This window comes from Hydrogenoanaerobacterium saccharovorans (assembly GCF_016901815.1).
GTDB classification, from domain to species: domain Bacteria; phylum Bacillota; class Clostridia; order Oscillospirales; family Ruminococcaceae; genus Avimicrobium; species Avimicrobium caecorum.
The window spans coordinates 17,330-36,873 of record NZ_JACSNR010000002.1 but is presented as its reverse complement, the minus strand read 5'-3'; the positions used below and the strand labels follow the sequence as shown (position 1 = coordinate 36,873).

The 19,544-nt window shown below is 59.3% G+C and carries 19 protein-coding genes; 13 read left to right on the top strand and 6 right to left on the bottom strand.

The features are described from left to right. Nucleotides 1-105: 105 nt before the first annotated feature. Nucleotides 106-1,893, bottom strand: a complete 1,788-nt coding sequence (locus H9X81_RS02485) for an aminopeptidase P family protein (protein ID WP_204719586.1) — start codon at nucleotides 1,891-1,893, stop codon at nucleotides 106-108. Nucleotides 1,894-2,119: 226 nt separating this feature from the next. Here H9X81_RS02485 and H9X81_RS02480 point away from each other — a divergent pair, with 226 nt between their 5' ends. From H9X81_RS02480 to H9X81_RS02430, 11 genes are all read left to right on the top strand, one after another. Continuing rightward, nucleotides 2,120-3,442 (top strand): hypothetical protein, encoded by a 1,323-nt coding sequence (locus H9X81_RS02480; RefSeq protein WP_204719584.1) that lies wholly within the window; start codon nucleotides 2,120-2,122, stop codon nucleotides 3,440-3,442. Between the two features lie 68 nt (nucleotides 3,443-3,510). Next, nucleotides 3,511-4,713: a class I SAM-dependent rRNA methyltransferase gene (locus H9X81_RS02475; RefSeq protein WP_204719582.1), complete on the top strand. Its 1,203-nt coding sequence runs from the start codon at nucleotides 3,511-3,513 to the stop codon at nucleotides 4,711-4,713. A 74-nt stretch (nucleotides 4,714-4,787) separates the two neighbouring features. After that, nucleotides 4,788-5,858 carry a CAP domain-containing protein gene (locus H9X81_RS02470; RefSeq protein WP_204719580.1) on the top strand — a complete coding sequence of 357 codons (1,071 nt, stop codon included), beginning with the start codon at nucleotides 4,788-4,790 and terminating at the stop codon, nucleotides 5,856-5,858. A 335-nt stretch (nucleotides 5,859-6,193) separates the two neighbouring features. Further along, complete coding sequence (gene aspS / locus H9X81_RS02465) at nucleotides 6,194-7,951, top strand: aspartate--tRNA ligase (RefSeq protein ID WP_204719578.1); 1,758 nt, start codon at nucleotides 6,194-6,196, stop codon at nucleotides 7,949-7,951. A gap of 107 nt (nucleotides 7,952-8,058) precedes the next feature. Beyond that, on the top strand, nucleotides 8,059-8,538 hold the full coding sequence (locus H9X81_RS02460) for a GNAT family N-acetyltransferase (protein WP_204719576.1): 480 nt from the start codon (nucleotides 8,059-8,061) through the stop codon (nucleotides 8,536-8,538). Then, nucleotides 8,535-9,674 carry an exonuclease SbcCD subunit D C-terminal domain-containing protein gene (locus H9X81_RS02455; protein WP_204719573.1) on the top strand — a complete coding sequence of 380 codons (1,140 nt, stop codon included), beginning with the start codon at nucleotides 8,535-8,537 and terminating at the stop codon, nucleotides 9,672-9,674. Before H9X81_RS02460 ends, H9X81_RS02455 begins: the two co-directional genes overlap by 4 nt. Then, nucleotides 9,671-12,445: an AAA family ATPase gene (locus H9X81_RS02450; protein ID WP_204719571.1), complete on the top strand. Its 2,775-nt coding sequence runs from the start codon at nucleotides 9,671-9,673 to the stop codon at nucleotides 12,443-12,445. Before H9X81_RS02455 ends, H9X81_RS02450 begins: the two co-directional genes overlap by 4 nt. A gap of 182 nt (nucleotides 12,446-12,627) precedes the next feature. Then, complete coding sequence (locus tag H9X81_RS02445; protein ID WP_177503050.1) at nucleotides 12,628-12,837, top strand: hypothetical protein; 210 nt, start codon at nucleotides 12,628-12,630, stop codon at nucleotides 12,835-12,837. Beyond that, on the top strand, nucleotides 12,834-13,109 hold the full coding sequence (locus H9X81_RS02440; RefSeq protein WP_177503048.1) for a hypothetical protein: 276 nt from the start codon (nucleotides 12,834-12,836) through the stop codon (nucleotides 13,107-13,109). The genes H9X81_RS02445 and H9X81_RS02440 overlap by 4 nt, the downstream gene beginning before the upstream one ends. 160 nt (nucleotides 13,110-13,269) lie before the next feature. After that, nucleotides 13,270-13,584, top strand: coding sequence for a thioredoxin (trxA, locus tag H9X81_RS02435; RefSeq protein ID WP_177503046.1), 315 nt, complete (start codon nucleotides 13,270-13,272; stop codon nucleotides 13,582-13,584). 112 nt (nucleotides 13,585-13,696) lie between these two features. Then, a complete protein-coding gene (locus H9X81_RS02430; RefSeq protein WP_204719568.1) occupies nucleotides 13,697-14,476 on the top strand; it encodes a DUF4253 domain-containing protein in 780 nt (259 codons plus the stop codon). 77 nt (nucleotides 14,477-14,553) lie between these two features. Here H9X81_RS02430 and H9X81_RS02425 read toward each other — a convergent pair whose 3' ends face one another. The 5 genes from H9X81_RS02425 to H9X81_RS02405 all read right to left on the bottom strand — a co-directional run bounded on the left by H9X81_RS02425 (nucleotide 14,554) and on the right by H9X81_RS02405 (nucleotide 18,160). After that, nucleotides 14,554-15,177: an alpha/beta fold hydrolase gene (locus H9X81_RS02425; RefSeq protein ID WP_204719566.1), complete on the bottom strand. Its 624-nt coding sequence runs from the start codon at nucleotides 15,175-15,177 to the stop codon at nucleotides 14,554-14,556. Nucleotides 15,178-15,212: 35 nt separating this feature from the next. Then, the gene (locus H9X81_RS02420; protein WP_345941516.1) at nucleotides 15,213-15,872 is read right to left on the bottom strand and encodes a Crp/Fnr family transcriptional regulator; all 660 of its coding nucleotides are present in this window, start codon (nucleotides 15,870-15,872) and stop codon (nucleotides 15,213-15,215) included. A 167-nt stretch (nucleotides 15,873-16,039) separates the two neighbouring features. Continuing rightward, nucleotides 16,040-16,900: an NAD(P)/FAD-dependent oxidoreductase gene (locus tag H9X81_RS02415; RefSeq protein ID WP_191392441.1), complete on the bottom strand. Its 861-nt coding sequence runs from the start codon at nucleotides 16,898-16,900 to the stop codon at nucleotides 16,040-16,042. Between the two features lie 176 nt (nucleotides 16,901-17,076). Next, complete coding sequence (locus tag H9X81_RS02410; protein WP_191392442.1) at nucleotides 17,077-17,460, bottom strand: desulfoferrodoxin family protein; 384 nt, start codon at nucleotides 17,458-17,460, stop codon at nucleotides 17,077-17,079. Nucleotides 17,461-17,581: 121 nt separating this feature from the next. Then, nucleotides 17,582-18,160 carry a VanZ family protein gene (locus H9X81_RS02405; protein ID WP_204719561.1) on the bottom strand — a complete coding sequence of 193 codons (579 nt, stop codon included), beginning with the start codon at nucleotides 18,158-18,160 and terminating at the stop codon, nucleotides 17,582-17,584. Between the two features lie 146 nt (nucleotides 18,161-18,306). Here H9X81_RS02405 and H9X81_RS02400 point away from each other — a divergent pair, with 146 nt between their 5' ends. Next, nucleotides 18,307-18,933, top strand: coding sequence for a class I SAM-dependent methyltransferase (locus H9X81_RS02400; RefSeq protein WP_204719559.1), 627 nt, complete (start codon nucleotides 18,307-18,309; stop codon nucleotides 18,931-18,933). Between the two features lie 2 nt (nucleotides 18,934-18,935). Further along, a complete protein-coding gene (locus H9X81_RS02395; RefSeq protein WP_204719557.1) occupies nucleotides 18,936-19,397 on the top strand; it encodes a hypothetical protein in 462 nt (153 codons plus the stop codon). Nucleotides 19,398-19,544 lie beyond the last annotated feature (147 nt).

Sequence of the window (19,544 nt, the reverse complement as noted above, 5' to 3'; positions counted from 1 at the left end):
ATATCCTGATTGTATATTCCATTCAGATTTATACAGGAACAGGGCGATTCCGGGCACAAAAAAGCCGCCCGGCAAACCGGACGGCTTTGAATGGCATTGGGGAAATCAGATGTGCAGGGGAGCGGTGGCAGCACCCAGCCACTTGCGCTCCTCCGGCTCCAGCATGGGCGAGAGCTGTTCGAACACATAGCTGTGGTACTGGTTGAGCCAGGCAACCTCGCTGCGGGAGAGCATCTTGGTTTCGATGGCCTGGGTGTTGATGGGGCAGAGGGTGAGGGGTTCGAACCGGAAGAACTGACCGAACTCGTCCGAACGCTTATCCCGGACAACGGTAACCAGGTTCTCGGTGCGGACACCCAGCATACCGGCCCGGTAGATTCCCGGCTCGATGCTGATGACCATGCCCTCTTCCATGGGCACACGGGCGTTGGCGAAGTTGGTGGGGCCCTCATGGTCGTTGAGGTAGCAGCCCACGCCATGACCGGTGCCGTGCTTGTAGTCCAGATAGTTCTCCCACATCACCTGACGGGAGAGAACATCCAGGCTCTTGCCGGTGCAGCCCTCCGGGAACCGGGCGGCGTGCAGCCGGATAAAGGCCTGCAGCACCAGGGTGTAATCCCGGCGATAGCTGCCCGGAACCTCACCCAGCGGAATGGTACGGGTAATATCGGTGGTGCCGCCAAGGTACTGGGCACCGCTGTCAACCAGCAGGAAGCTGCCTTCCCGCAGTTCCGCGCAGTGGTCAGCAGAGGGCGCATAGTGGACGATGGCACCGTTGGCTCCATAGCCGGCGATGGTGGCAAAGGAGAGCCCACGGAACTCGGGCTGAGCCGAACGCAGCTCATAGAGCTTCTCGCAGATGCTCCACTCGGTCAGGCGGCTGGTCTTGATGGCCTTTTCCAGCCACATCAGGAAGCGCACCATGGCAACGCCGTCATGCTTGTGGGCAGTGCGGATATGCTGCAGCTCCACATGGTTCTTCACCATCTTGAGATGCTCGACAATGTCGTCCTCCAGCAGGACACGGTCCACCCGTTCGCCCAGGTTATCATAGATGGCAGCATTGACTGTCCGGGCCGAGAAGCCGATCCGGCCCCGTCCGGGCAGTGCTGTAACCTTCGAGTAAATATCATCGCAGGGCAGGATCTGCACGCCTGCCTCTGCCAGCGAAGCCGCCAGGGAATCGGGAATGCGTTCCCGGTCGCCGAACAGGACTGCCTCGTCCTGACAGATCATGGCAAAGCCGGTGAACAGCGGGCTGGTATCCACATCGCTGCCGCGCAGGTTGTAAAGCCAGCAGAGGCTGTCCAGTGCGCCGACTACATAGTAGTCCAGACGCAGTTTTTCCATCTTTTCCCGCACCAGCTGCAGCTTCTTGCGGACCGACAGGCCAGCATAGTCCTCGGGATAGGCAAAGGCCATGCCGGAGGGCAGTGCCGGACGGTCCTCGGTCCAGAGCTGGTCCACCAGACGCAGATCGGTGCGCAGGGTGATGTCATTCACAGCGCACTTTTCCCGCAGTTCCAGCACCATGGCAGTGGAAGCCACCCGTCCGTTGAGGGCAATGGTGCCGCCGGAGGCTACCGATTTGAACAGATAGTCCGTCAGGGAAATCACACCGGCGTCCGAAGCCCGGAACAGGGTGACACCGCTTCCGCTGAGCTGGCTGGCAGCCTGCAGATAATAGCGTCCATCGGTCCAGAGACCGGCCTCCTGCTGGGTTACTACAACCGTGCCCGCCGATCCGGTGAATCCGGAGATCCAGCTGCGCTCCCGATAGTATTCCGGCAGATATTCGCTCATGTGTTCATCGGAATCGAACACGATATATGCATCAATGCCGTTTGCTCTCATCTTATCTCTGAGGGCGGCAATTCTCTCCTTGACAGTCATAAGTCAGACACCTCCATAACACTACTATGGTAGCATAAAAGTCTGTAAAAATCACGAACTTTTTTTGGAACAGACGCATTTTCTGACCGGGGAAAAATCTGTTTACACAGCGGACGGGAGTGTTGTATAATAGAAATTGATTCTGTCAAAACAGGGCAGACAGGTTCCCGGGCGGATTTCCCGCCGGAATCAGAGCAGAGAGAATGATCTTGAACAGGAGTTTTTTATGAGGAATACATCACTTTTGCGGCGGGCTGCGGCACTGGGCTGTGCGGCGCTGCTGACTTTCGGGCTGGCGGCCTGCGGGGAGAAGGAAGAGCCCCAGACTGAAACCCGGCTCTACCGGGACGGCACTTATACAGCGCAGTTTGATACAGCCGGTGCGGATGGCTATACCACCTATGCGGTGGTGGAGATCGCCAGCGACAAGGTGAGCGTCACCGAATTTGACGGAAAGAATGCCTCCGGGGCACTGCGCAGCGCGGATACTGAGCTGGCAGACTCCATGAAGGCGGGGGCTTCGGAGTACCTGACCTTTGAGCCGACCCCGGCGAACCTCTCAAAGAAGGCCATGGAGGGCTTTGCCGCAGCCGGCGGCGATCCGGACAGCATGGCACTGACCGCCGGCGGCCCGGAATATGGTCTGGGGCTGGCAGCGCTGGTGGATGCGGTGCTGGATGGCCCGGCAAAGGCGGATTCGGAGAGCGGGTCCACCCAGGTGGAGGTGCCCTACTATGCGGATGGCAGCTATAAAGTGACCGTCCAGGATTTCGACCTGAGCGGCTATAAGGAATATATCGTGCTGAAGATATCCGGCGGCGTGCCCACAGTGGAGGAATTCGATGCCGTGGACGAGGAGGGCAAGCTCCGCAGTGAGGATACCGAGATCAATCCCAAGGTGCCCTATTCCGAGTCGGTACCGGCCCTGATGGACTCCTTCAACAGCGCCAGGACGGTGGAGGGCATTGAAACCGTCACCGGCGCCACCGAGAGCAGTGACTGCTTCCGTCTGCTGGTGGAGCGGGCATTGGAAAACGCTCACCTGCGGTACAGCACCGATGATACTGTGGATGTGCTCGGCGATGGCAGCGGCCTCAAGGATGGGGTCTACAAGGCGGAGATGAGCGAGTTTGAAAACGGCTGGAAGGATTATGTCATTGCCCAGGTATGGCATGGCAATGTGGTGATCGTGGAGCTGGATTCCCTCAATGAGTCCGGCACCAAGAAGTCGGCGGATTCCTCCTTTGCCCAGTCCCTCAAGGACAATGACAAGGCTCCCGGCGACAGTGTGGCAGTCTATCTGGGCAAGATCGTGTCGGCCTTCAACCGGGCAGACGGGGATCTTCCCGCTATGGAGAATGTAGCGGGCGCCACCATTTCCGCCAATAACTTCAAGATCATGCTCGGCGAGCTGATGGGCGGCAATATGGTCACCGGCGATACTGAAGTGCGTGAGATCGCACCGCTCACCGCCGAGGAGCTCAGCGGGGAGGCCTCCTCCGAAGCAGAGGACAGCTCTTCGTCTGAGAGCAGTTCTTCGGCAGCCTGAGCAATACTGGAAACAACCGACGGGGGGCACAGGCAGCTCCCCGTTTTTAGTGAGAAAGGAAGAGGAATATGGAACAGGCAGCAGTGATTCTGAAAAAGGGCGAAGGCCGGACCCTGAAAGCCGGCGGCGCCTGGATCTTTGACAATGAGATCGACAAGGTGGAGGGCACTCCTGAGGACGGCAGTCTGGTGGAGGTGCGGGACTTCGATGGCTATGGCATGGGTACCGGCTTCTACAACAGCCGCTCCAAGATCCGGGTGCGCATGATGAGCCGCAAGGCCGGTCAGCCCATTGACCGGGACTTCCTGCGGATGCGGGTGCAGAACGCCTGGGATTACCGCAAAAAGACAGTGGATACCTCCAGCTGCCGGATCATCTTCGGCGAGGCGGATTTCCTGCCCGGCCTGGTGGTGGATAAGTTCTCGGATGTGCTGGTGGTGCAGTCGCTGGCTCTGGGCATTGACCGCATGAAGGAGGAGATCCTCAGCCTGCTGGTGGAAGTGCTGCGGGCAGACGGCGTGGAGATCCGGGGCATCTACGAGCGCAGCGATGCCAAGGTGCGGGAGCAGGAGGGTCTGCCCCGGCAGAAGGGCTTTATCGGGGCGGAATTCCCCACCCGGGTGCAGATCGTGGAAAACGGTGTGCGCTATGAGGTGGATGTGGAGGACGGTCAGAAAACCGGCTTCTTCCTGGACCAGAAATACAACCGCCTTGCCATCCAGCGGCTGTGCAGGGATGCCCGGGTACTGGACTGCTTTACCCATACCGGTTCCTTTGCCCTCAATGCCGGTATTGCCGGGGCTTCCAGCGTGCTGGGTGTGGACGCCTCCCAGCTGGCGGTGGATCAGGCCCGCATCAATGCCGAACTCAACGGGCTCTCTGACCGGGTACAGTTCCAGTGCGCCGATGTATTCGACCTGCTGCCCGAGCTGGAACGCCAGGGCGAACAGTTTGATGTGGTGATCCTCGACCCGCCTGCTTTTGCCAAGAGCCGGGCTTCGGTGAAGAATGCTACCCGGGGCTACCGGGACATCAATCTCCGGGGTATGAAGCTGGTGCGGGACGGCGGCTATCTGGCTACCTGTTCGTGTTCTCACTTCATGACCTATGAGCTGTTTACTCAGACCATCGCCCAGGCCGCCCGGAGCGCCCATGTGCGGCTGCGTCAGGTGGAATACCGCACCCAGGCCCCCGACCACCCCATCCTCTGGGCAGCGGATGAGTCCTACTACCTCAAGTTCTACATCTTCCAGGTCTGCCGGGAGAAGTGATCTGCCTTGCAGACCTCACAGGAAAGCTGTATAATAATGAAAGAATCTGTCGATTGGAAAGGTGCGGTGAAACCATGTACAGTCTGAAAAACAGGGCATTTGCCGGTATGCTGGCGCTTCTGATGCTGCTTTCGATGACCGGCTGTGCCGGGACGACCTCCGGGGAGGAATCCTCCGGCAGTACTGTTACACAGGAGGAATATGACGCCCTCAAGGAGCAGAACGAACAGCTCCAGGCGGAACTGGACGAGCTCAAGGGAGAAACCGATGGAGAAGCCGAGGACGGCACCGAACCTGACGCCTCCGGCGAAGGGGAGGATACCAGCGGGAGCAGCGCTTCCGGCAGTACCCCGGCGGACAACGCCTCCAGCTCTGCACCGGCTCAGACCTCCTCTGCCGCGCCGGTCCAGCAGACCGCCCCGGCCCAGACCAGCAATACCAGCAGCGGCAAGGGACCAATGTCCGGCTACAACATTGAGGTTTATGACTGGGAAACTCCCGCAACTACTTGTCTGGGTGAATCCTATAATGGCAAAGCCGGTTATGTACTGCGCGATGCCAGTAGCAATGTCGTAGGCATGGTGCCTTCCGATGTTGTGACTCAGTTGCTTCGTGCCAATGGACTGGGCATGGCCGAGTCGGAGGTTCAGTTCAGTTGGTTCGTTAATGCCTTCAATGAGTACCGTGGTGTAGAGAGTAGCAACGGTTCCAGTGATAGTTCCTCTGGATCCAATTCTTCTGGTTCTGGCTCCAGCAGTGAATATGATGAAGATGAGTACAGAAGTGAACTTTTCCGACTGATTAACGATGCTCGCAAAGATGAAGGTTTGGAGCCACTGAATGAAAACTCTACTGCGATGGAATTCGCACAGATTCGTGCTGAGGAATTGGCAGAAAAATTCTCTCACATACGGCCAGATGGTTCAACCATGACGTACAGTCATTACAATTTTGCTGAAATTATTGCAAAAGGCAGCAAAACTCCTAATGATGCAGTTAAATTGTGGCTTGACTCTTCTGGTCATAGAGCTGCAATTATGGCTGACTATTCTGCGTACGGCAATTATATGGGGGTTGGTGTCTATCGAGATGGAGGAATTAGCTATTGGGTAGTTGAATTTATTGGCTGGGACGCCAATGCCTAACTAAAGATAGAAAGCACCTCTCCGGGGGTGCTTTTTTCATATACAGGCAGCCTGTATGGGGCGGGGGATTTCCCGTCCGCACCGGCTTTGCAATCCACCATGAGAAATACTGCGCTTCCACCTGCCCCAATCCCCGAAAATCCCCTTGCCGGGCGGTTTTTGCAGGGTGGAGCCTGGGTTTTTTCATTGACAATATGGGTGCTATGCGGTATTATTATAAGGTATCGGTATGTCTATTTGCTGGGCATACCCCTGAAAATCAAGTCTGATACCGGCGGACAGCTCCCATAAGTACTGTGCTGCCGATAAATAGAGGAAAAGGTGAGGTTGCTTTCATGATTATCGAAAACAAGTATCGCTCCCGTGCCTGCGGCGAAGTGAGCGAAAGCGATATCGGCAAAGTGATCCGTGTGGCCGGCTGGGTGGAGAACATCCGCGACCATGGCGGCATCCGGTTTGTCGATCTGCGGGACCAGTACGGCATCGTACAGGTAGTCATTCCCGAGGACAGCATGCTCGACGGTGTCCGCAAGGAGACTGTTGTCACCATCGAGGGTGAGGTCACCCGGCGTGATCCCGAAACTGTCAACCCGAAGATCTCCACCGGTACTGTGGAACTGCGTGCCGCAAGCCTGTCCATTCTGGGCAAGGTCATGGAGAATCTGCCCTTTGAAATCAATGCGTCCACCGATACCAAGGAGGAAGTCCGCCTGAAGTACCGGTTCCTGGATCTGCGCAATAAGAAGGTCAAGGATAATATTATCCTGCGCTCCAAGGTGATCTCCTTCCTGCGCAGTGAGATGGAGCGTCTGGGCTTTACTGAGATCCAGACCCCCATCCTGACTGCTTCTTCCCCTGAGGGTGCCCGTGACTATCTGGTACCGTCCCGGAAGCATCCCGGCAAGTTCTATGCGCTGCCCCAGGCTCCCCAGCAGTTCAAGCAGCTGCTGATGGTATCCGGTTTTGACCGTTACTTCCAGATCGCTCCCTGCTTCCGTGACGAGGATTCCCGTGCGGACCGCAGCCCGGGTGAGTTCTATCAGCTGGACTTTGAGATGGCCTTTGCCACTCAGGAAGAAGTATTCGCTGTGGCAGAAGAAGTGCTGTCCAATACCTTCGCCAAGTTCTCGGACAAGAAGGTGGACAAGGCTCCGTTTATGCGTATCTCCTATGATGACGCTATGCTGCAGTTTGGTTCAGATAAGCCCGACCTGCGCAATCCCCTGCGCATCATCGACCTGAGCGACCTGTTTGTGGAGAGCGATTTCAAGCCCTTCCGCGGTCAGACTGTCCGTGCCATTCCGGTGCCGGACTGCGCCCATCAGCCCCGCAGCTTCTTCGAGCAGATGCTGGGGTTTGCTGAGAGCATCGGCATGAAGGGTCTGGGCTATGTAAAGGTCAATGAAGATATGACCTATGCCGGCCCCATTGACAAGTTCCTCAGCGACGAGCAGCGTGCTGAGATTGCCCGCCGCGGCAACCTCAAGCCCGACTATGTGCTCTACTTCATCGCGGACGCCAAGGATACCGCTCCCAAGCTGGCAGGCCAGATCCGCAATGAACTGGGCCGCCGCCTGAACCTCATTGATACCGACAGCTTCCGGATGTGCTTCGTTGTGGACTTCCCCATGTACGAGCTGGATGAGGAAACCGGTGAGATCGGCTTCACCCACAACCCGTTCTCGATGCCCGAGGGCGGTCTGGAAGCACTCAACACCAAGGACCCGCTGACCATCTATGCCCAGCAGTATGATATTGTCTGCAACGGCGTAGAGCTTTCTTCCGGTGCGGTGCGCAACCACGATGTGGATACCCTGATCCGTGCCTTTGAGATTGCCGGCTATCCCAAGGAGGTTATGATCTCCAAGTTCCCGGCTCTCTACAATGCCTTCCATTACGGTGCACCGCCCCATGCCGGTATGGCTCCTGGCGTAGACCGTATGGTGATGCTGCTCACCGGCGAGGAGAATATCCGCGAGGTTATCGCCTTCCCGATGAACTCCAACGCACAGGATCTGCTCATGGGCGCCCCCAATGAGGTAACCGAGCAGCAGCTGCGTGAAGTACACATCAAGCTGCGCAGCCAGCAGTAATTTCCGCTTCTCCAAAAGACCTTCCCGCATTCCGGGGAGGTCTTTTTTGTCGGAAGCGGGGTGAGTATGCTATAATAGACCCATTACATCCAAGGGAGGGCGAAAATATGGAGATCCGACTGGCAGAGAACGGCGACCTGTCCGGCTGGGTACAGCTGGTGGAGGCGATGCGCCATCTTTTCCCGGGGCTGGAAACCCCGGAGAGCGTGGAGGGCTATGCCCGGGACATTGCCGGAGCCATTTCCCGGCAGGAGGCGCTCTGCGCTGTGGAAAACGGAACGGTCTGCGGGGTGCTGGCCTTTTCCCGGGCGGAAAATGAGCTGGCTTTCCTGGCTGTTTCAGCGCAGCATCGCCGTCAGGGAATTGCCCGGAAGCTGGCAGAGCGGATGTTCCGGGAGCTGGACCCGGCCCGTCCGGTGAAGCTCATCACCTATCGGGCAGGGGTGCCCGAGGGGGAAGCCGCCCGGAGCCTGTACCAGCGGCTGGGATTCTGTCCCGGCAGGCTGGTGGAGGTGGACGGCAGTCCGGCACAGGAATTCCTGCGCCCGGCGGAAATTCCCGGTTCTGAAAGGAGTGAGGCAGAGTGAAATTCCTGCATTTAGGGGACCTGCACATCGGCAAACGCCTTAATAATATCTCTCTGCTGGAGGATCAGCGGTATATTCTCGGGCAGATCCTGGATATTGCCCGGGAGGAGCGGCCGGATGCAGTGCTCATTGCCGGGGACGTCTATGACCGCACCCTGCCGCCGGCTGAGGCTGTGACCCTGCTGGACGACTTTCTCACCGCCCTGGCCGGGGAGAAGATCCCGGTCTTTCTCATCAGCGGCAACCACGATTCCGCCGAGCGCCTGGCCTTCGGCGGACGGCTGCTCTCCGAGGGAGGAGTGTATCTTTCACCGGTGTATGACGGTGAGCTGACCCCGCACCTCCTGGAAGACGAGTACGGCACAGTGGCAGTGTGGCTGCTGCCCTTTATCCGTCCGGCTCATGTCCGGGCGGTGTACCCCGATGCGGAGATCACCTCCTATACCCAGGCGGTCCAGACGGCGCTGGCACAGGCTGCCCCTGCGGCGGACCGTCAGGTATTGGTGGCGCATCAGTTTGTCACCGGGGCGGCGCCGGGCGGTTCTGAGGAATTTGCCGTGGGCGGCGTGGAAAATGTGGATGCTTCGGTGTTTGATGCCTTCGACTATGTGGCGCTGGGGCATATCCATTCGGCCCAGGAGATCCGGGGTGCCGGCACCATCCGCTACTGCGGGGCGCCGCTGGCCTATTCGGTATCCGAGGCCGGGCAGGAGAAGAGCGTCACCATCGCCGAGCTGGGCAAAAAGGGTGAGGTGACAGTGCGCACCGTTCCGCTCAGCCCATTGCGGCGGCTGCGGAAGATCCGGGGCAGCTATGAGGAGCTCACCCGGCGCAGCACCTGGCAGGGGACAGCGGTGGAGGACTACCTGCAGGTGACCCTCACCGACGAGCAGGATATTCCCGACGCCATTGCCAAACTGCGGAGCATCTACCCGAATATCCTCGAGCTGCGGTACGACAATGCCCGCACCCGGACGTTCGGGGAGATCACTGCCGAAGCCGAGCCGGAACGCCGTACGCCTATGGAGCTGTTTGCGGCGCTGTATGAGCAGCAGAACGGCGCTCCCCTGAGTCCGGAACAGACCGGGCTGCTGGAGCGGCTGATCCGGGAGATCTGGGAGGAGGAAGAAGCATGAGACCACTCAGTCTGACCCTGTCCGCCTTTGGTCCCTATGCCGGGACAGTGACCCTGCCCATGGCAGACCTGGGCAGAAGCGGGCTCTATCTGGTCACCGGGGATACCGGCGCCGGCAAGACCACCATTTTTGACGCCATCACCTTTGCCCTCTATGGCGAAGCCAGTGGTTCCAACCGGGAGCCGGGAATGCTCCGGAGCAAGTATGCCGAGCCGTCTGCCCGCACCTATGTGGAGCTGGAATTTGCCTATGGCGACAAGACCTACCGGGTGAAGCGCACCCCGGCCTATGAGCGTCCGGCACTGCGGGGCGGCGGTGTCACCAGGGAGACTGCCAAGGCGGAACTCACCGGCACCGGCCTGACCCAGCCGCTGACCAAACCCACCGAAGTCACCCGGAAGATCGTGGAGATCATCGGGCTGACCAAGGAGCAGTTCACCCAGATTGCCATGATCGCCCAGGGGGACTTCCTGCGGGTGCTGCTGGCCTCCACCGAGGAGCGCAAGAAGATCTTCCGGCAGCTGTTCGGCACCGAGCGGTTCGGAAAGCTGCAGGAGCGCCTTGCCGCAGAGAAACGCGCGCTGGAAAACCGCCGCCAGACCGAGCTGACCGGACTGCGGCAGTATCTGGAGGCAGTGGAGTGTCCGCCGGAGAGCCCGTTCTATGGCGATCTGCTGCTGGCCCGGGCGGACGAGCTGCCCGCCGCTGAGATCCCGGGGCTGCTGGATCAGCTCATCGCCGGGGACACAGCGGAGACCGAAGCGCTGGATCAGGAGCTGAAACAGCTGGCAGAGCAGTCCAGCCGGATGGAGCAGCAGCTGGGAGCGGCCCGACAGCGTGCCGAGGCTCAGAAGCAGCTTGCGGCAGAGCAGAAGGCGCTGACCCTTGCCCAGGCGGAGGAGGAAGCGGCGCAGAAGGCCCAGCAGCAGGCCGAGGCGGGAGCGGAGCGGCAGAAAGCCCTCACCGACCGTCTGGCGGTGGCACGGGAAAAACTGCCCCGGTATGCCGAGCTGGAACGGGCCATGCTGGCGGCAGAGGAACGCGGCAGCGCCCTGAACCGGGCGGCGTCCCGGCTGGAGCAGATGCAGGCACTGGCGCAGTCCCTGACCGAGCGCCGGGGCAAGCTGGAAGAGGAGCGGGAATCCCTGCGGGGAACCGGGGAGACGCTGGCCCGTACTGAAGCGGCACTGGCAGAGCAGGACCGGCAGCTGGAGCACCTTGCGGCAGCCCACCGGCTCTGGAAGGCGGCAGCCGGGGCGGAGACCGAGCTCACCGCCGCCCAGCAGGCCTACCTGGACGCCCGGACCGCCTATGAGCAGGAGCGCCAGAGCTATGAGCGGGTTCACCAGGCCTATCTGGATGCCCAGGCCGGTGTGCTGGCGGGGACACTCCGGGAGGGGGAGCCCTGCCCGGTATGCGGCTCCCGGAGCCATCCGGTTCCGGCCCGGCTGCCCGAGCACGCCCCCACCCAGCAGCAGCTCCGCTCCGCCCAGAAGTCGATGAACAGCGCCCAGGAGGAGATGACCCGGGCCAGCACCGAGGCCGGACAGAAAAAGGCCGACCGGGATGCCCGGCGGCGGGAGCTGTTCGCCTGGCTGGGAACAGAGGAGATCCCGCTGGAAGCAGCCCAGGAGGAGATTGTCCGGAGTGGGACAGCCGCCCGGGTGGAACAGACCCGGCTCCGTCAGGAGAAAGCCCGTCTGGAGGCCTCCCGCACCCGGCTGGAAGTACTGGAAAAGCGGGAGCTGCCCCAGTTGGTGAGCCAGCTGGATCAGGCTGCCCGGGAGGAGAAGCCCGCGGCAGAGGAGCGGGTGCGTCTGACCGGGGAACTGGCAGCGGCCCGGGAGGGAGCGGACAAGCTCCGGGCCGGGCTGGAGCATCCGGGACAGAAGGAGGCCCAGGCGGAGATCCGGCGCTGGGAAGAGGAGCTGGAAAGCCTGCGTCAGGCGGCGGAATCCGCCCGGACCCGGCTGGAAACTGCCCGCACCGAGCGCACCGCCTGTCTGAGCCGCATCCAGACGCTGGAACAGCAGCTTGCAGGCAGTGATCCGGAGGAGCTGCCCCGTCTGCTCGAGGGGCAGAAGCAGCTCCGGGAGCAGACAGCGGCGCTCACGGCCCGGAAGGAGGAATGTGCCGGACGGCTGCGCAGCAACCGCCGGGCTTCCGAGGGCTACAAGAAGCACAGTGCCGACCTGGCGGCAGCCGAACAGGAGCTGGGCTGGGTGGGCGCGCTCAGCGATACCGCTTCGGGCACCATCACCGGCAAGGAAAAGGTGATGCTCGAAACCTTTGTGCAGATGACGACCTTTGACCGGGTTACTGCCCGGGCGAATATCCGTCTGATGGCGATGACCGGCGGGCGGTATGAGCTGGCCCGGCGGGAACAGGCCATGAGCCTGCGCAGCCAGAGCGGTCTGGATCTGGATGTGGTGGATCACTACAATGCCACCCGCCGGGATGTGCGTACCCTTTCGGGCGGCGAGAGCTTCCAGGCTTCGCTGGCACTGGCGCTGGGGCTTTCGGACGAGATCCAGTCCGCTGCCGGCGGTGTCCGGCTGGATACCATGTTTGTGGACGAGGGTTTCGGCTCCCTGGACGAGAACAGTCTATCCGAGGCCATCGCTGTACTGGACAGCCTTTCCGAAGGCAGCCGTCTGGTGGGAATCATTTCCCATGTGGATTCCCTCAAGACCCGCATCAGCCGCAAGATCCTGGTCACCAAACTGCCCTCCGGAGGAAGTCAGGCCCGGATCGTCACCGATGATCTCTGATTTCTGCACAGCTCCCTATGGTTGATTTTCATTGTGATTGTGCATAATTCCGAAAATTCGAAAATATATTCAGAAACAGCCGTTTTTGCCGCAGATCTTTGCGTCAGGCGGCTGTTTTTCCGTGTATGGTTGCAGAGGTTCTTCCTCTGACTTTGGCCTGTGCGAAAAGGAGGGAGTTACCCATGCAGCTCAGCACTGAATTCTGGGTCCAGATCCTGGCCTATGCGTGTTCCTTTGCGGCGGTCTACGGACGCCTGATGGTACGCATCCAGTACCTGGAACAGAAGATGGATAAGCACAACAATCTGGTGGAACGGGTCTATCAGCTGGAAGCCAGCGAGAAAAATGCCCATCACCGCATCGATGAACTGAGGGAGGAAATGCTTCGATGAATGAATTCTTTACCTGGGAACTGCTGGCTACCTATTCAGGAGCCTGTGTCGCCACCGGAATCCTGGTGGAATTCCTCAAGGGCCTGCTGCCCGGTCTGCCGCCCCGTCTGCTGAGTTACCTCACCGCGGCGGCAATCCTGCTGGCAGCCCAGCTCTTTACCGGCACACTCACCCTGTCCGGCGGCATGCTCAGCCTGCTCAATGCCGTACTGGTTTCCCTGGCAGCCGGCGGCGGCTATGAACTCTGCAAATCCGCTGTGGCAAGAGGCTGATCCCTTTTTTCTCCCTATGACTGTGTAAATCCTGGCTTTCCGGCCCAGACTGATTCTCGGTGACTTTGTCACGGACGAATCAGCTGCGGATGGATATAATAAAACCATAGACAACGAAACCAAGCCGCAAGGCATACATAGTCGAAAGGAGATAAAGGGTATGAGCGTTATTACCATTACTAAGGATAACTTTGAGTCTGAGGTTCTCAAGAGCCCCGTTCCGGTCCTGCTTGACTTCTGGGCTACCTGGTGCGGTCCGTGCCGTATGGTATCCCCCATCGTGGATGAGATCGCCGAGGAGTCGGACGGCAGTTACAAGGTGGGCAAGATCAATGTAGACGAGCAGCCCGAGCTGGCTTCCCAGTTCCGTGTAATGTCCATTCCCACTCTGGTGGTTATGAAGGATGGCGCAGTTTACAAGTCCTCCATCGGTATGCAGCCCAAGGCTTCCATCCTGGCTCTGCTGGACCGCTAAACAGCATTGCATCTGAAACACCTGTCGGATTTATACCGGCAGGTGTTTTTCTTTTGGGGAGAATGTGTTATACTGGTACACAGAATTTTTGATCTGAAACAGGAGGCTGTCTATGGACGCACGGGATATCAAGGAAATTGACTCGGAACAGCTGGAACTGATCCGGCAGATGGAGCAGTATCTCTCCTGCCCCTGCCAACTGATCCGTCCGGCAGATGAGGACGGCGATATTATGGAAACCTATTGGGAAGCCCGCCGCCGGGGTCAGCAGCAGGGCTTTGTGCCGGTGCTGGTGCGCTGTGACGACCTGCTGCTGGAGGGAATGCTGGAGCAGAGTGACCCGGACAGCGACGGAGAGGAATTCTCCCCCCGGGCAGTGGAGGAATACCGTCAGAGCCTGCTGAGCATGCCGGTAACCGGATCGACCATCGCTGTGATTCCCACGGGAGGACAGGAGCTGCTGACTCCCGGTGAGGCAGATGAGGCTGCCATGGACGAAGGCGGGGAGATCGAAGGCTTTAACTCCTACTGGGACGAACGCACCGGACGCACCGACTATATCCTGCTGGCGGAGATCCCGGTGAAGGAGCCCTGGCAGGCTATGGCCTGGCTGCCCATGGGCGGCTGGAACAACTGTCCGACCCCCTTTGCCATGATGATGACCGCCCGGCGCTGGTATGAGGAGTACGGTGCCTGGCCCGCGGCTGTGAGCCATGACATCCTGGAATTTGCGGTGGAGCAGCCGGTGCCCCGGGAACGCTGCCTGGAGCTGGCTGCCGAGCAGGGAATCTTCTGCCCCGAGCGGGTGCTCACCTGCGGGGAGGATGCCTCTCTGGGACGGCTGGCAGGCGATCTGATGCGTTCGAATATCTGGTTCTTTATCTGGGACTGAGTTCCCATGCAAAAAGAGCGTCCGCACCGACTGCGGACGCTCTTTTTATTATGTACAGGGATAGAGAAGATTGCCGGTCAGGACAGGCTCTGATAGAAGCCCCGGAGCAGTTCTGCCATCACTTCCGGCGAATCCAGGTTGGCTTCATGTCCGGCTCCGGCGATCCAGTGCAGCCGGGCCTGGGGCAGTTGTTCTGCCAGTTCCCGGGCAGCCTTGCGGTTGGCACGGTCCTTGCTGCCGCAGAGCACCAGCACCGGACAGCTCAGCTCCGGCAGCCGGGGACGGAGGTCCAGCTCTGCCATGGAGCCAGCCAGCTGACGCATGGCCTCCCGGCTGAAGCCGCTGCCTGCAAAGGCCCGTTCCGGCATCAGGCGGAACAGGAAATCCTGCAGCCGCAGCAGATTCCGGGGCATGGTGAGCGGAGTGCCGCAGAGCACCAGCGAGGCCACCCGCTCCGGATGGCGGAGGGCGTAGTCCATCGCCAGCACACCGCCCAGGGACAGCCCGCAGAGGTGCAGCGGTCCCGGTATGGAATCCAGGGCAGTTTCCAGGGCGCTCAGCAGGGCCGGATAGCGGGGGTCACCGGCTGCCAGCTCCGGCAGGGAGGGGCAGTGGACGGTGAGCTCCGGTTCCAGGCGGCGCAGTACCGGCTGCCAGGCCGATGGCGCCTGCCCAAGGCCATGGAGAAAGATCCAGGTCATCGCAATACCTCCTGTTTCAGGGGGAGATGGGGAAGTCAGACGGTGAGTTCCCGGAGTTTTTCCTTATCCAGAATGCGGATGCCGCCCCGGGACATTTCGATCATGCCCTCCTTGGCGAAGTACTTGAGCATTCTCGATACCACTTCCCGGGCACTTCCCATATATTTGGCGATCTGTTCATGGGTGAGGCTGATCCGGGGATTGCCGGTCTTGGAGAGCTCGTCCAGCAGGAAGATGGCCAGACGCTTATCAAACCGCATGAAGAGCAGCTGTTCCATAGCCCACATCACATTGGAAAACCGGTCGATCACCAGCGAATAGGTGAAGTTTTCGGCATAGATGTTCTGCTTGATGAGCTTCTGATACTGGGCCGAGGGGATCAGCAGGGCTTCGGTATCCTCCTCCGCCTCCACACAGACATCAAAGGTGATATTCTGCAGGATACAGGAGGCCGACAGCACACATACCTCCTGGGGTCCCAGCCGGTAAAGGGTGATCTCCTTGCCCTCGGACGAGAGCATGAATACCCGCAGTCCGCCGGTCTTGATGAGGACAACGCCGATACAGCTGTACTCCCCGTTGTGTATGATGTCCCCTTTGTGATAGCTCACCGGATAGAGGTTTTCCCAGAGGAACTCCTGCTGTTCCGGTGTGAGTTTATCCCAAAAGGTATAGGTGCATTTTGCGAGTTTCATATCCTGTTCTGAAAGCATGGGAATCACCTCGGTTTCAAAGGATTGGAATCTACCATTATTTTAGTATAATTTAGCGGCGTTTTCAAGAGCTGCCGCTGAATATAAAAACCAGGAGCCGGTTTCCTCGCTGGAAACCGGCTCCTAATTCGATCAAGGCCCGGGAGGCCTTACTTCTTCTTACGGATCTCCGCTACAATGCTGGTACCAGCCTGGGCTCCCTGATAAACCGCCTTGGCAATCTGGAGCATACCGCCGGTGCAGTCGCCTGCGGCATACAGCCCCGGTACATTGGTAGCCATCTTCTCATCCACCAGGATGCGGTTGCCCTCGGTGGCAGCGCCCAGCTTCTTGGCCAGGTCGGTGCTGCCGGCTACGCCTACGGCAACAAATACGCCGCTGATGGCCAGACTCTCGCCATCCTCAAAGGTGACCTTCTCCACAACGCCGTCGCCCTCAAAAGCTGCGATCTTCCGGGTATCCAGCTTGGCGCCTTCGGGCAGGACGCCGGTGAGCTCGGCGCCGTTGGTCAGGATGGTGACGCTGCCCACGACCGGCAGCAGTTCGCCGGCTTCATGCATGGCATATTCGCCGCTGCCCAGCACTGCCACATCCTTGCCGCGGTAGAAGAAGGCATCGCAGACAGCACAGTAGCTGACGCCATGGCCTTCCAGCTCCCGGAGGCCGGGAATGGGAGGAGTGGAGCGGGAAGCACCGGTGGACAGTACGACATAATCCGCCTCATAGGAGTTGGTCTTGGTGGAGACCATCAGCTTCTGACCGAAACCGATGCCCACAACCTCGTCCTCAATGTAGTTGACGCCGGCACGCTTGGCCTGGGCAATGCCCGCAGCCACCAGTTCCTTGGCATCCACCGGCTCTGCAAAGCCGTAGTAGTTCTCGATCTTTTCAGCCTTGCCCAGAGCACCCAGGCCGCTGCCGATGATGGTGGTCTCCACGCCGGCACGGGCAGTGTACAGCGAAGCAGATACACCTGCCGGTCCGTTTCCGATGATGATGACATTGCTCATAAGTCAGTCCCCTTTCTTGTACTGATTGTATTGTACCGCAGCCGGGAAGATTCTTTCCGTGATGCAGTCACATTTTATTTTCTCCCCAATGCCGGACAGCCGGCCCTGCGGGGATCAATCGCAGGAACCGGCTGTCCGAAGGTGTATGGTAAATTTACAGAGGAGATGGGTGTCAGTTACTTGACTTCAGCGCTCCACAGGCCGTGGAGGTTGCAGTACTCATAGGCACGCAGAGCCTTTTCGCCGTCAGCCAGTACAAACTCAGCCTTGGGCTCATCGGTGTGGGAGAGAACTCTCTCGTGACCGCCGAAGTTGGTCTCCAGATAGATCCAGGAGATCAGGTGGGCCTCAGTCATGGGATGAGCTACCTCGCCAACCTTGACAATGACCTTGTTGCCGTTTACTTCCACAACCGGCACATGCTTCTCACCGGCAGCGTCGGTGGAGTTGGCTACCAGCTCCATCATGGGTTCACCGCAGCATACAACCGGTACGCCGGAATCCACATACTTGGAGATGATGTTGCCGCACTTTGCACACTTGTAAAACTTCTTAGCCATAATTGCAACTCCTTTTTCTTGTTTGATGTATGGGTTTGAAAACTTGGTTCGGAATCAATAATGATAATCGTTATCACTGATATCAGTATAGCCCATCGGGGCAGCTTTATCCGTGACTAAGTCACAAAGACACCGACCGGTTCCGTGCGGCATGCCGCCGGGCCAGCAGTCCCGAAAGCGCTGCGCCAATCAGGGCACCCAGGGCATTGAGCAGAATATCATTGCAGTCGAAGCTGCGCCCGAAAAAGGGCTGGAGCAGCTCAATGGCGCAGGAGAGCCCCAGTCCCGCAGATGCCGTCCGCAGCCAGCCGGAGCCGGTGCGGTTCCCGGGGCAGAGAAAGCCGAAGGGCAGGAACATCAGGAGATTGAAGAGGTTTTCGCTGTCGAAGCGGCGATGGAAGTCCAGGCTCAGCCGGAAGCTGAAATTCACCGACCAGCGCAGCCCGGCGCTGGGCAGGCCGAACAGCAGGCGGTACAGTTCCGCAATCACCGGCTGGAACAGGGTCAGGCAGAATAACCCGGTGAGGTAGCAGGCAAAGAGCACCGACCGCAGCCGTTCCGGCAGGGGCAGGGCAGTTTTCCGCAGCCGGAAAGCCCAAAGCCCGCCGGCGAGCAGGGCAGTGGGCAGAGCCTGCAGGAAATAGCCTGGGTAAGTATCAAAGAAAAAATACGCGGCGGTCATATTTTCCGGAAAATACATAGGCGCCCTCCAAAGCAGAATGATCCTGTTTTCATTGTAGCATGAAAATATCATCTGCTACAAGAAACCGAAGATTTGCTCTTGACAGCGGCAGAGGGGATTGTTACTCTAAAAACAGAATTATATAAAGGAAAAGGGGTAGTACCATGGATATTTTTGAGGGAAAAGCAGCCGGATATGACAGCTGGTTCGATGAGAACCCGCTGCTGCTGGAGTCGGAGGCAGAGGCCATCCGTCAGGTGATGCCGGAGTTTCGCAATGGCGTGGAAATCGGCGTGGGAACCGGAATTTTCGCGTCCCGGTTCGGCATCGGCACAGGCGTGGACCCTTCGCCGGATATGGGTTCCTGGGCAGAGCGCCGGGGCATCCGGTTCGTGCAGGGCGAGGCTGAGGCGCTTCCGCTGGAAAATGCAGCCTATGATCTGGCTCTGATGGTGACAGTGGACTGCTTCCTCACCGATCCGGAGGCAGCTTTCCGGGAGATCCATCGGGTGCTCCAGCCGGGCGGAAAGTTTGTCATCGCCTTCCTGGACCGGGAAACCGAGCTGGGTGCCCAGTATGAGCAGTTCAAGATGGAAGACCCCATCTACTGCCATGCCACCTTCCATTCGGCAGCGGAGATTACAGCACTGCTGGAGCGCACCGGCTTCCGTCCGGAGGAGCGCCGTCAGACTGTCTACACCCTGGTCAACGAGAGCCAGCCGGTGAAGGAAGGCAATGGCGGCGGCGTCTTTGCGGTGATCCGTGCCGCCGCGCTGCCTGAGGAGGAATAAGGATGCTGAGCTGTCCGGTAAATGGATGGACCCTGTTCTCCTTGGAGGGCACCGAATCCCAGCTGCTCAGCTATCTGGACGACATTGCGCCCGAATGGCTGGACCAGGCTATCCATGGGCTGAAAACCCTGCAGCCCTTCTGCGTCAAGGGATTTCTGGAGCCCATGCGGATGATCTGTGTGGTCAGCTACTGGAACTGCCATGTCCTTGTGGAGGACGATGACCGTGATCCCCTGAACCCGGAGGAGGTGCTCCATGAGATCTCCCATACCAGCATGCTGGAGTTCTGCCGGCAGCTGCGGGACGATATCCGGGCCAATCTGGAACAGTGGGTCCGCTTTGTGGATTACCATGAGGAGGATCTGGAGGAAAAGCGGCTGCGGCTGGAACAGAAGCTGGCAGAGCTGGACACTCTGATTGCCGCCCGGGAGGAGTCCTTTGACGAGCGGCACTGCTTCCTGTAAGACAGGACAAGACAGAAAAAGAGCGCTTCCATTGGGGGTGGAAGCGCTCCTTTTGTTTTGCAGTATCTGAGTGGCCTGAACCGGGAATGGGGACCGAACTGTTTCCCGTATCAGTTCGGCAGGTCCGGCCCGCACAGACTTCCGGAC

What these genes read in the sequence shown, in the direction of transcription:
- H9X81_RS02485 (WP_204719586.1), bottom strand. Translation starts at nt 1,893, where the DNA reads ATGACTGTCAAGGAGAGAATTGCCGCCCTCAGAGATAAGATGAGAGCA.
- H9X81_RS02480 (WP_204719584.1), top strand. Translation starts at nt 2,120, where the DNA reads ATGAGGAATACATCACTTTTGCGGCGGGCTGCGGCACTGGGCTGTGCG.
- H9X81_RS02475 (WP_204719582.1), top strand. Translation starts at nt 3,511, where the DNA reads ATGGAACAGGCAGCAGTGATTCTGAAAAAGGGCGAAGGCCGGACCCTG.
- H9X81_RS02470 (WP_204719580.1), top strand. Translation starts at nt 4,788, where the DNA reads ATGTACAGTCTGAAAAACAGGGCATTTGCCGGTATGCTGGCGCTTCTG.
- aspS (WP_204719578.1), top strand. Translation starts at nt 6,194, where the DNA reads ATGATTATCGAAAACAAGTATCGCTCCCGTGCCTGCGGCGAAGTGAGC.
- H9X81_RS02460 (WP_204719576.1), top strand. Translation starts at nt 8,059, where the DNA reads ATGGAGATCCGACTGGCAGAGAACGGCGACCTGTCCGGCTGGGTACAG.
- H9X81_RS02450 (WP_204719571.1), top strand. Translation starts at nt 9,671, where the DNA reads ATGAGACCACTCAGTCTGACCCTGTCCGCCTTTGGTCCCTATGCCGGG.
- H9X81_RS02445 (WP_177503050.1), top strand. Translation starts at nt 12,628, where the DNA reads ATGCAGCTCAGCACTGAATTCTGGGTCCAGATCCTGGCCTATGCGTGT.
- H9X81_RS02440 (WP_177503048.1), top strand. Translation starts at nt 12,834, where the DNA reads ATGAATGAATTCTTTACCTGGGAACTGCTGGCTACCTATTCAGGAGCC.
- trxA (WP_177503046.1), top strand. Translation starts at nt 13,270, where the DNA reads ATGAGCGTTATTACCATTACTAAGGATAACTTTGAGTCTGAGGTTCTC.
- H9X81_RS02430 (WP_204719568.1), top strand. Translation starts at nt 13,697, where the DNA reads ATGGACGCACGGGATATCAAGGAAATTGACTCGGAACAGCTGGAACTG.
- H9X81_RS02425 (WP_204719566.1), bottom strand. Translation starts at nt 15,177, where the DNA reads ATGACCTGGATCTTTCTCCATGGCCTTGGGCAGGCGCCATCGGCCTGG.
- H9X81_RS02420 (WP_345941516.1), bottom strand. Translation starts at nt 15,872, where the DNA reads ATGAAACTCGCAAAATGCACCTATACCTTTTGGGATAAACTCACACCG.
- H9X81_RS02415 (WP_191392441.1), bottom strand. Translation starts at nt 16,900, where the DNA reads ATGAGCAATGTCATCATCATCGGAAACGGACCGGCAGGTGTATCTGCT.
- H9X81_RS02410 (WP_191392442.1), bottom strand. Translation starts at nt 17,460, where the DNA reads ATGGCTAAGAAGTTTTACAAGTGTGCAAAGTGCGGCAACATCATCTCC.
- H9X81_RS02405 (WP_204719561.1), bottom strand. Translation starts at nt 18,160, where the DNA reads ATGTATTTTCCGGAAAATATGACCGCCGCGTATTTTTTCTTTGATACT.
- H9X81_RS02400 (WP_204719559.1), top strand. Translation starts at nt 18,307, where the DNA reads ATGGATATTTTTGAGGGAAAAGCAGCCGGATATGACAGCTGGTTCGAT.
- H9X81_RS02395 (WP_204719557.1), top strand. Translation starts at nt 18,936, where the DNA reads ATGCTGAGCTGTCCGGTAAATGGATGGACCCTGTTCTCCTTGGAGGGC.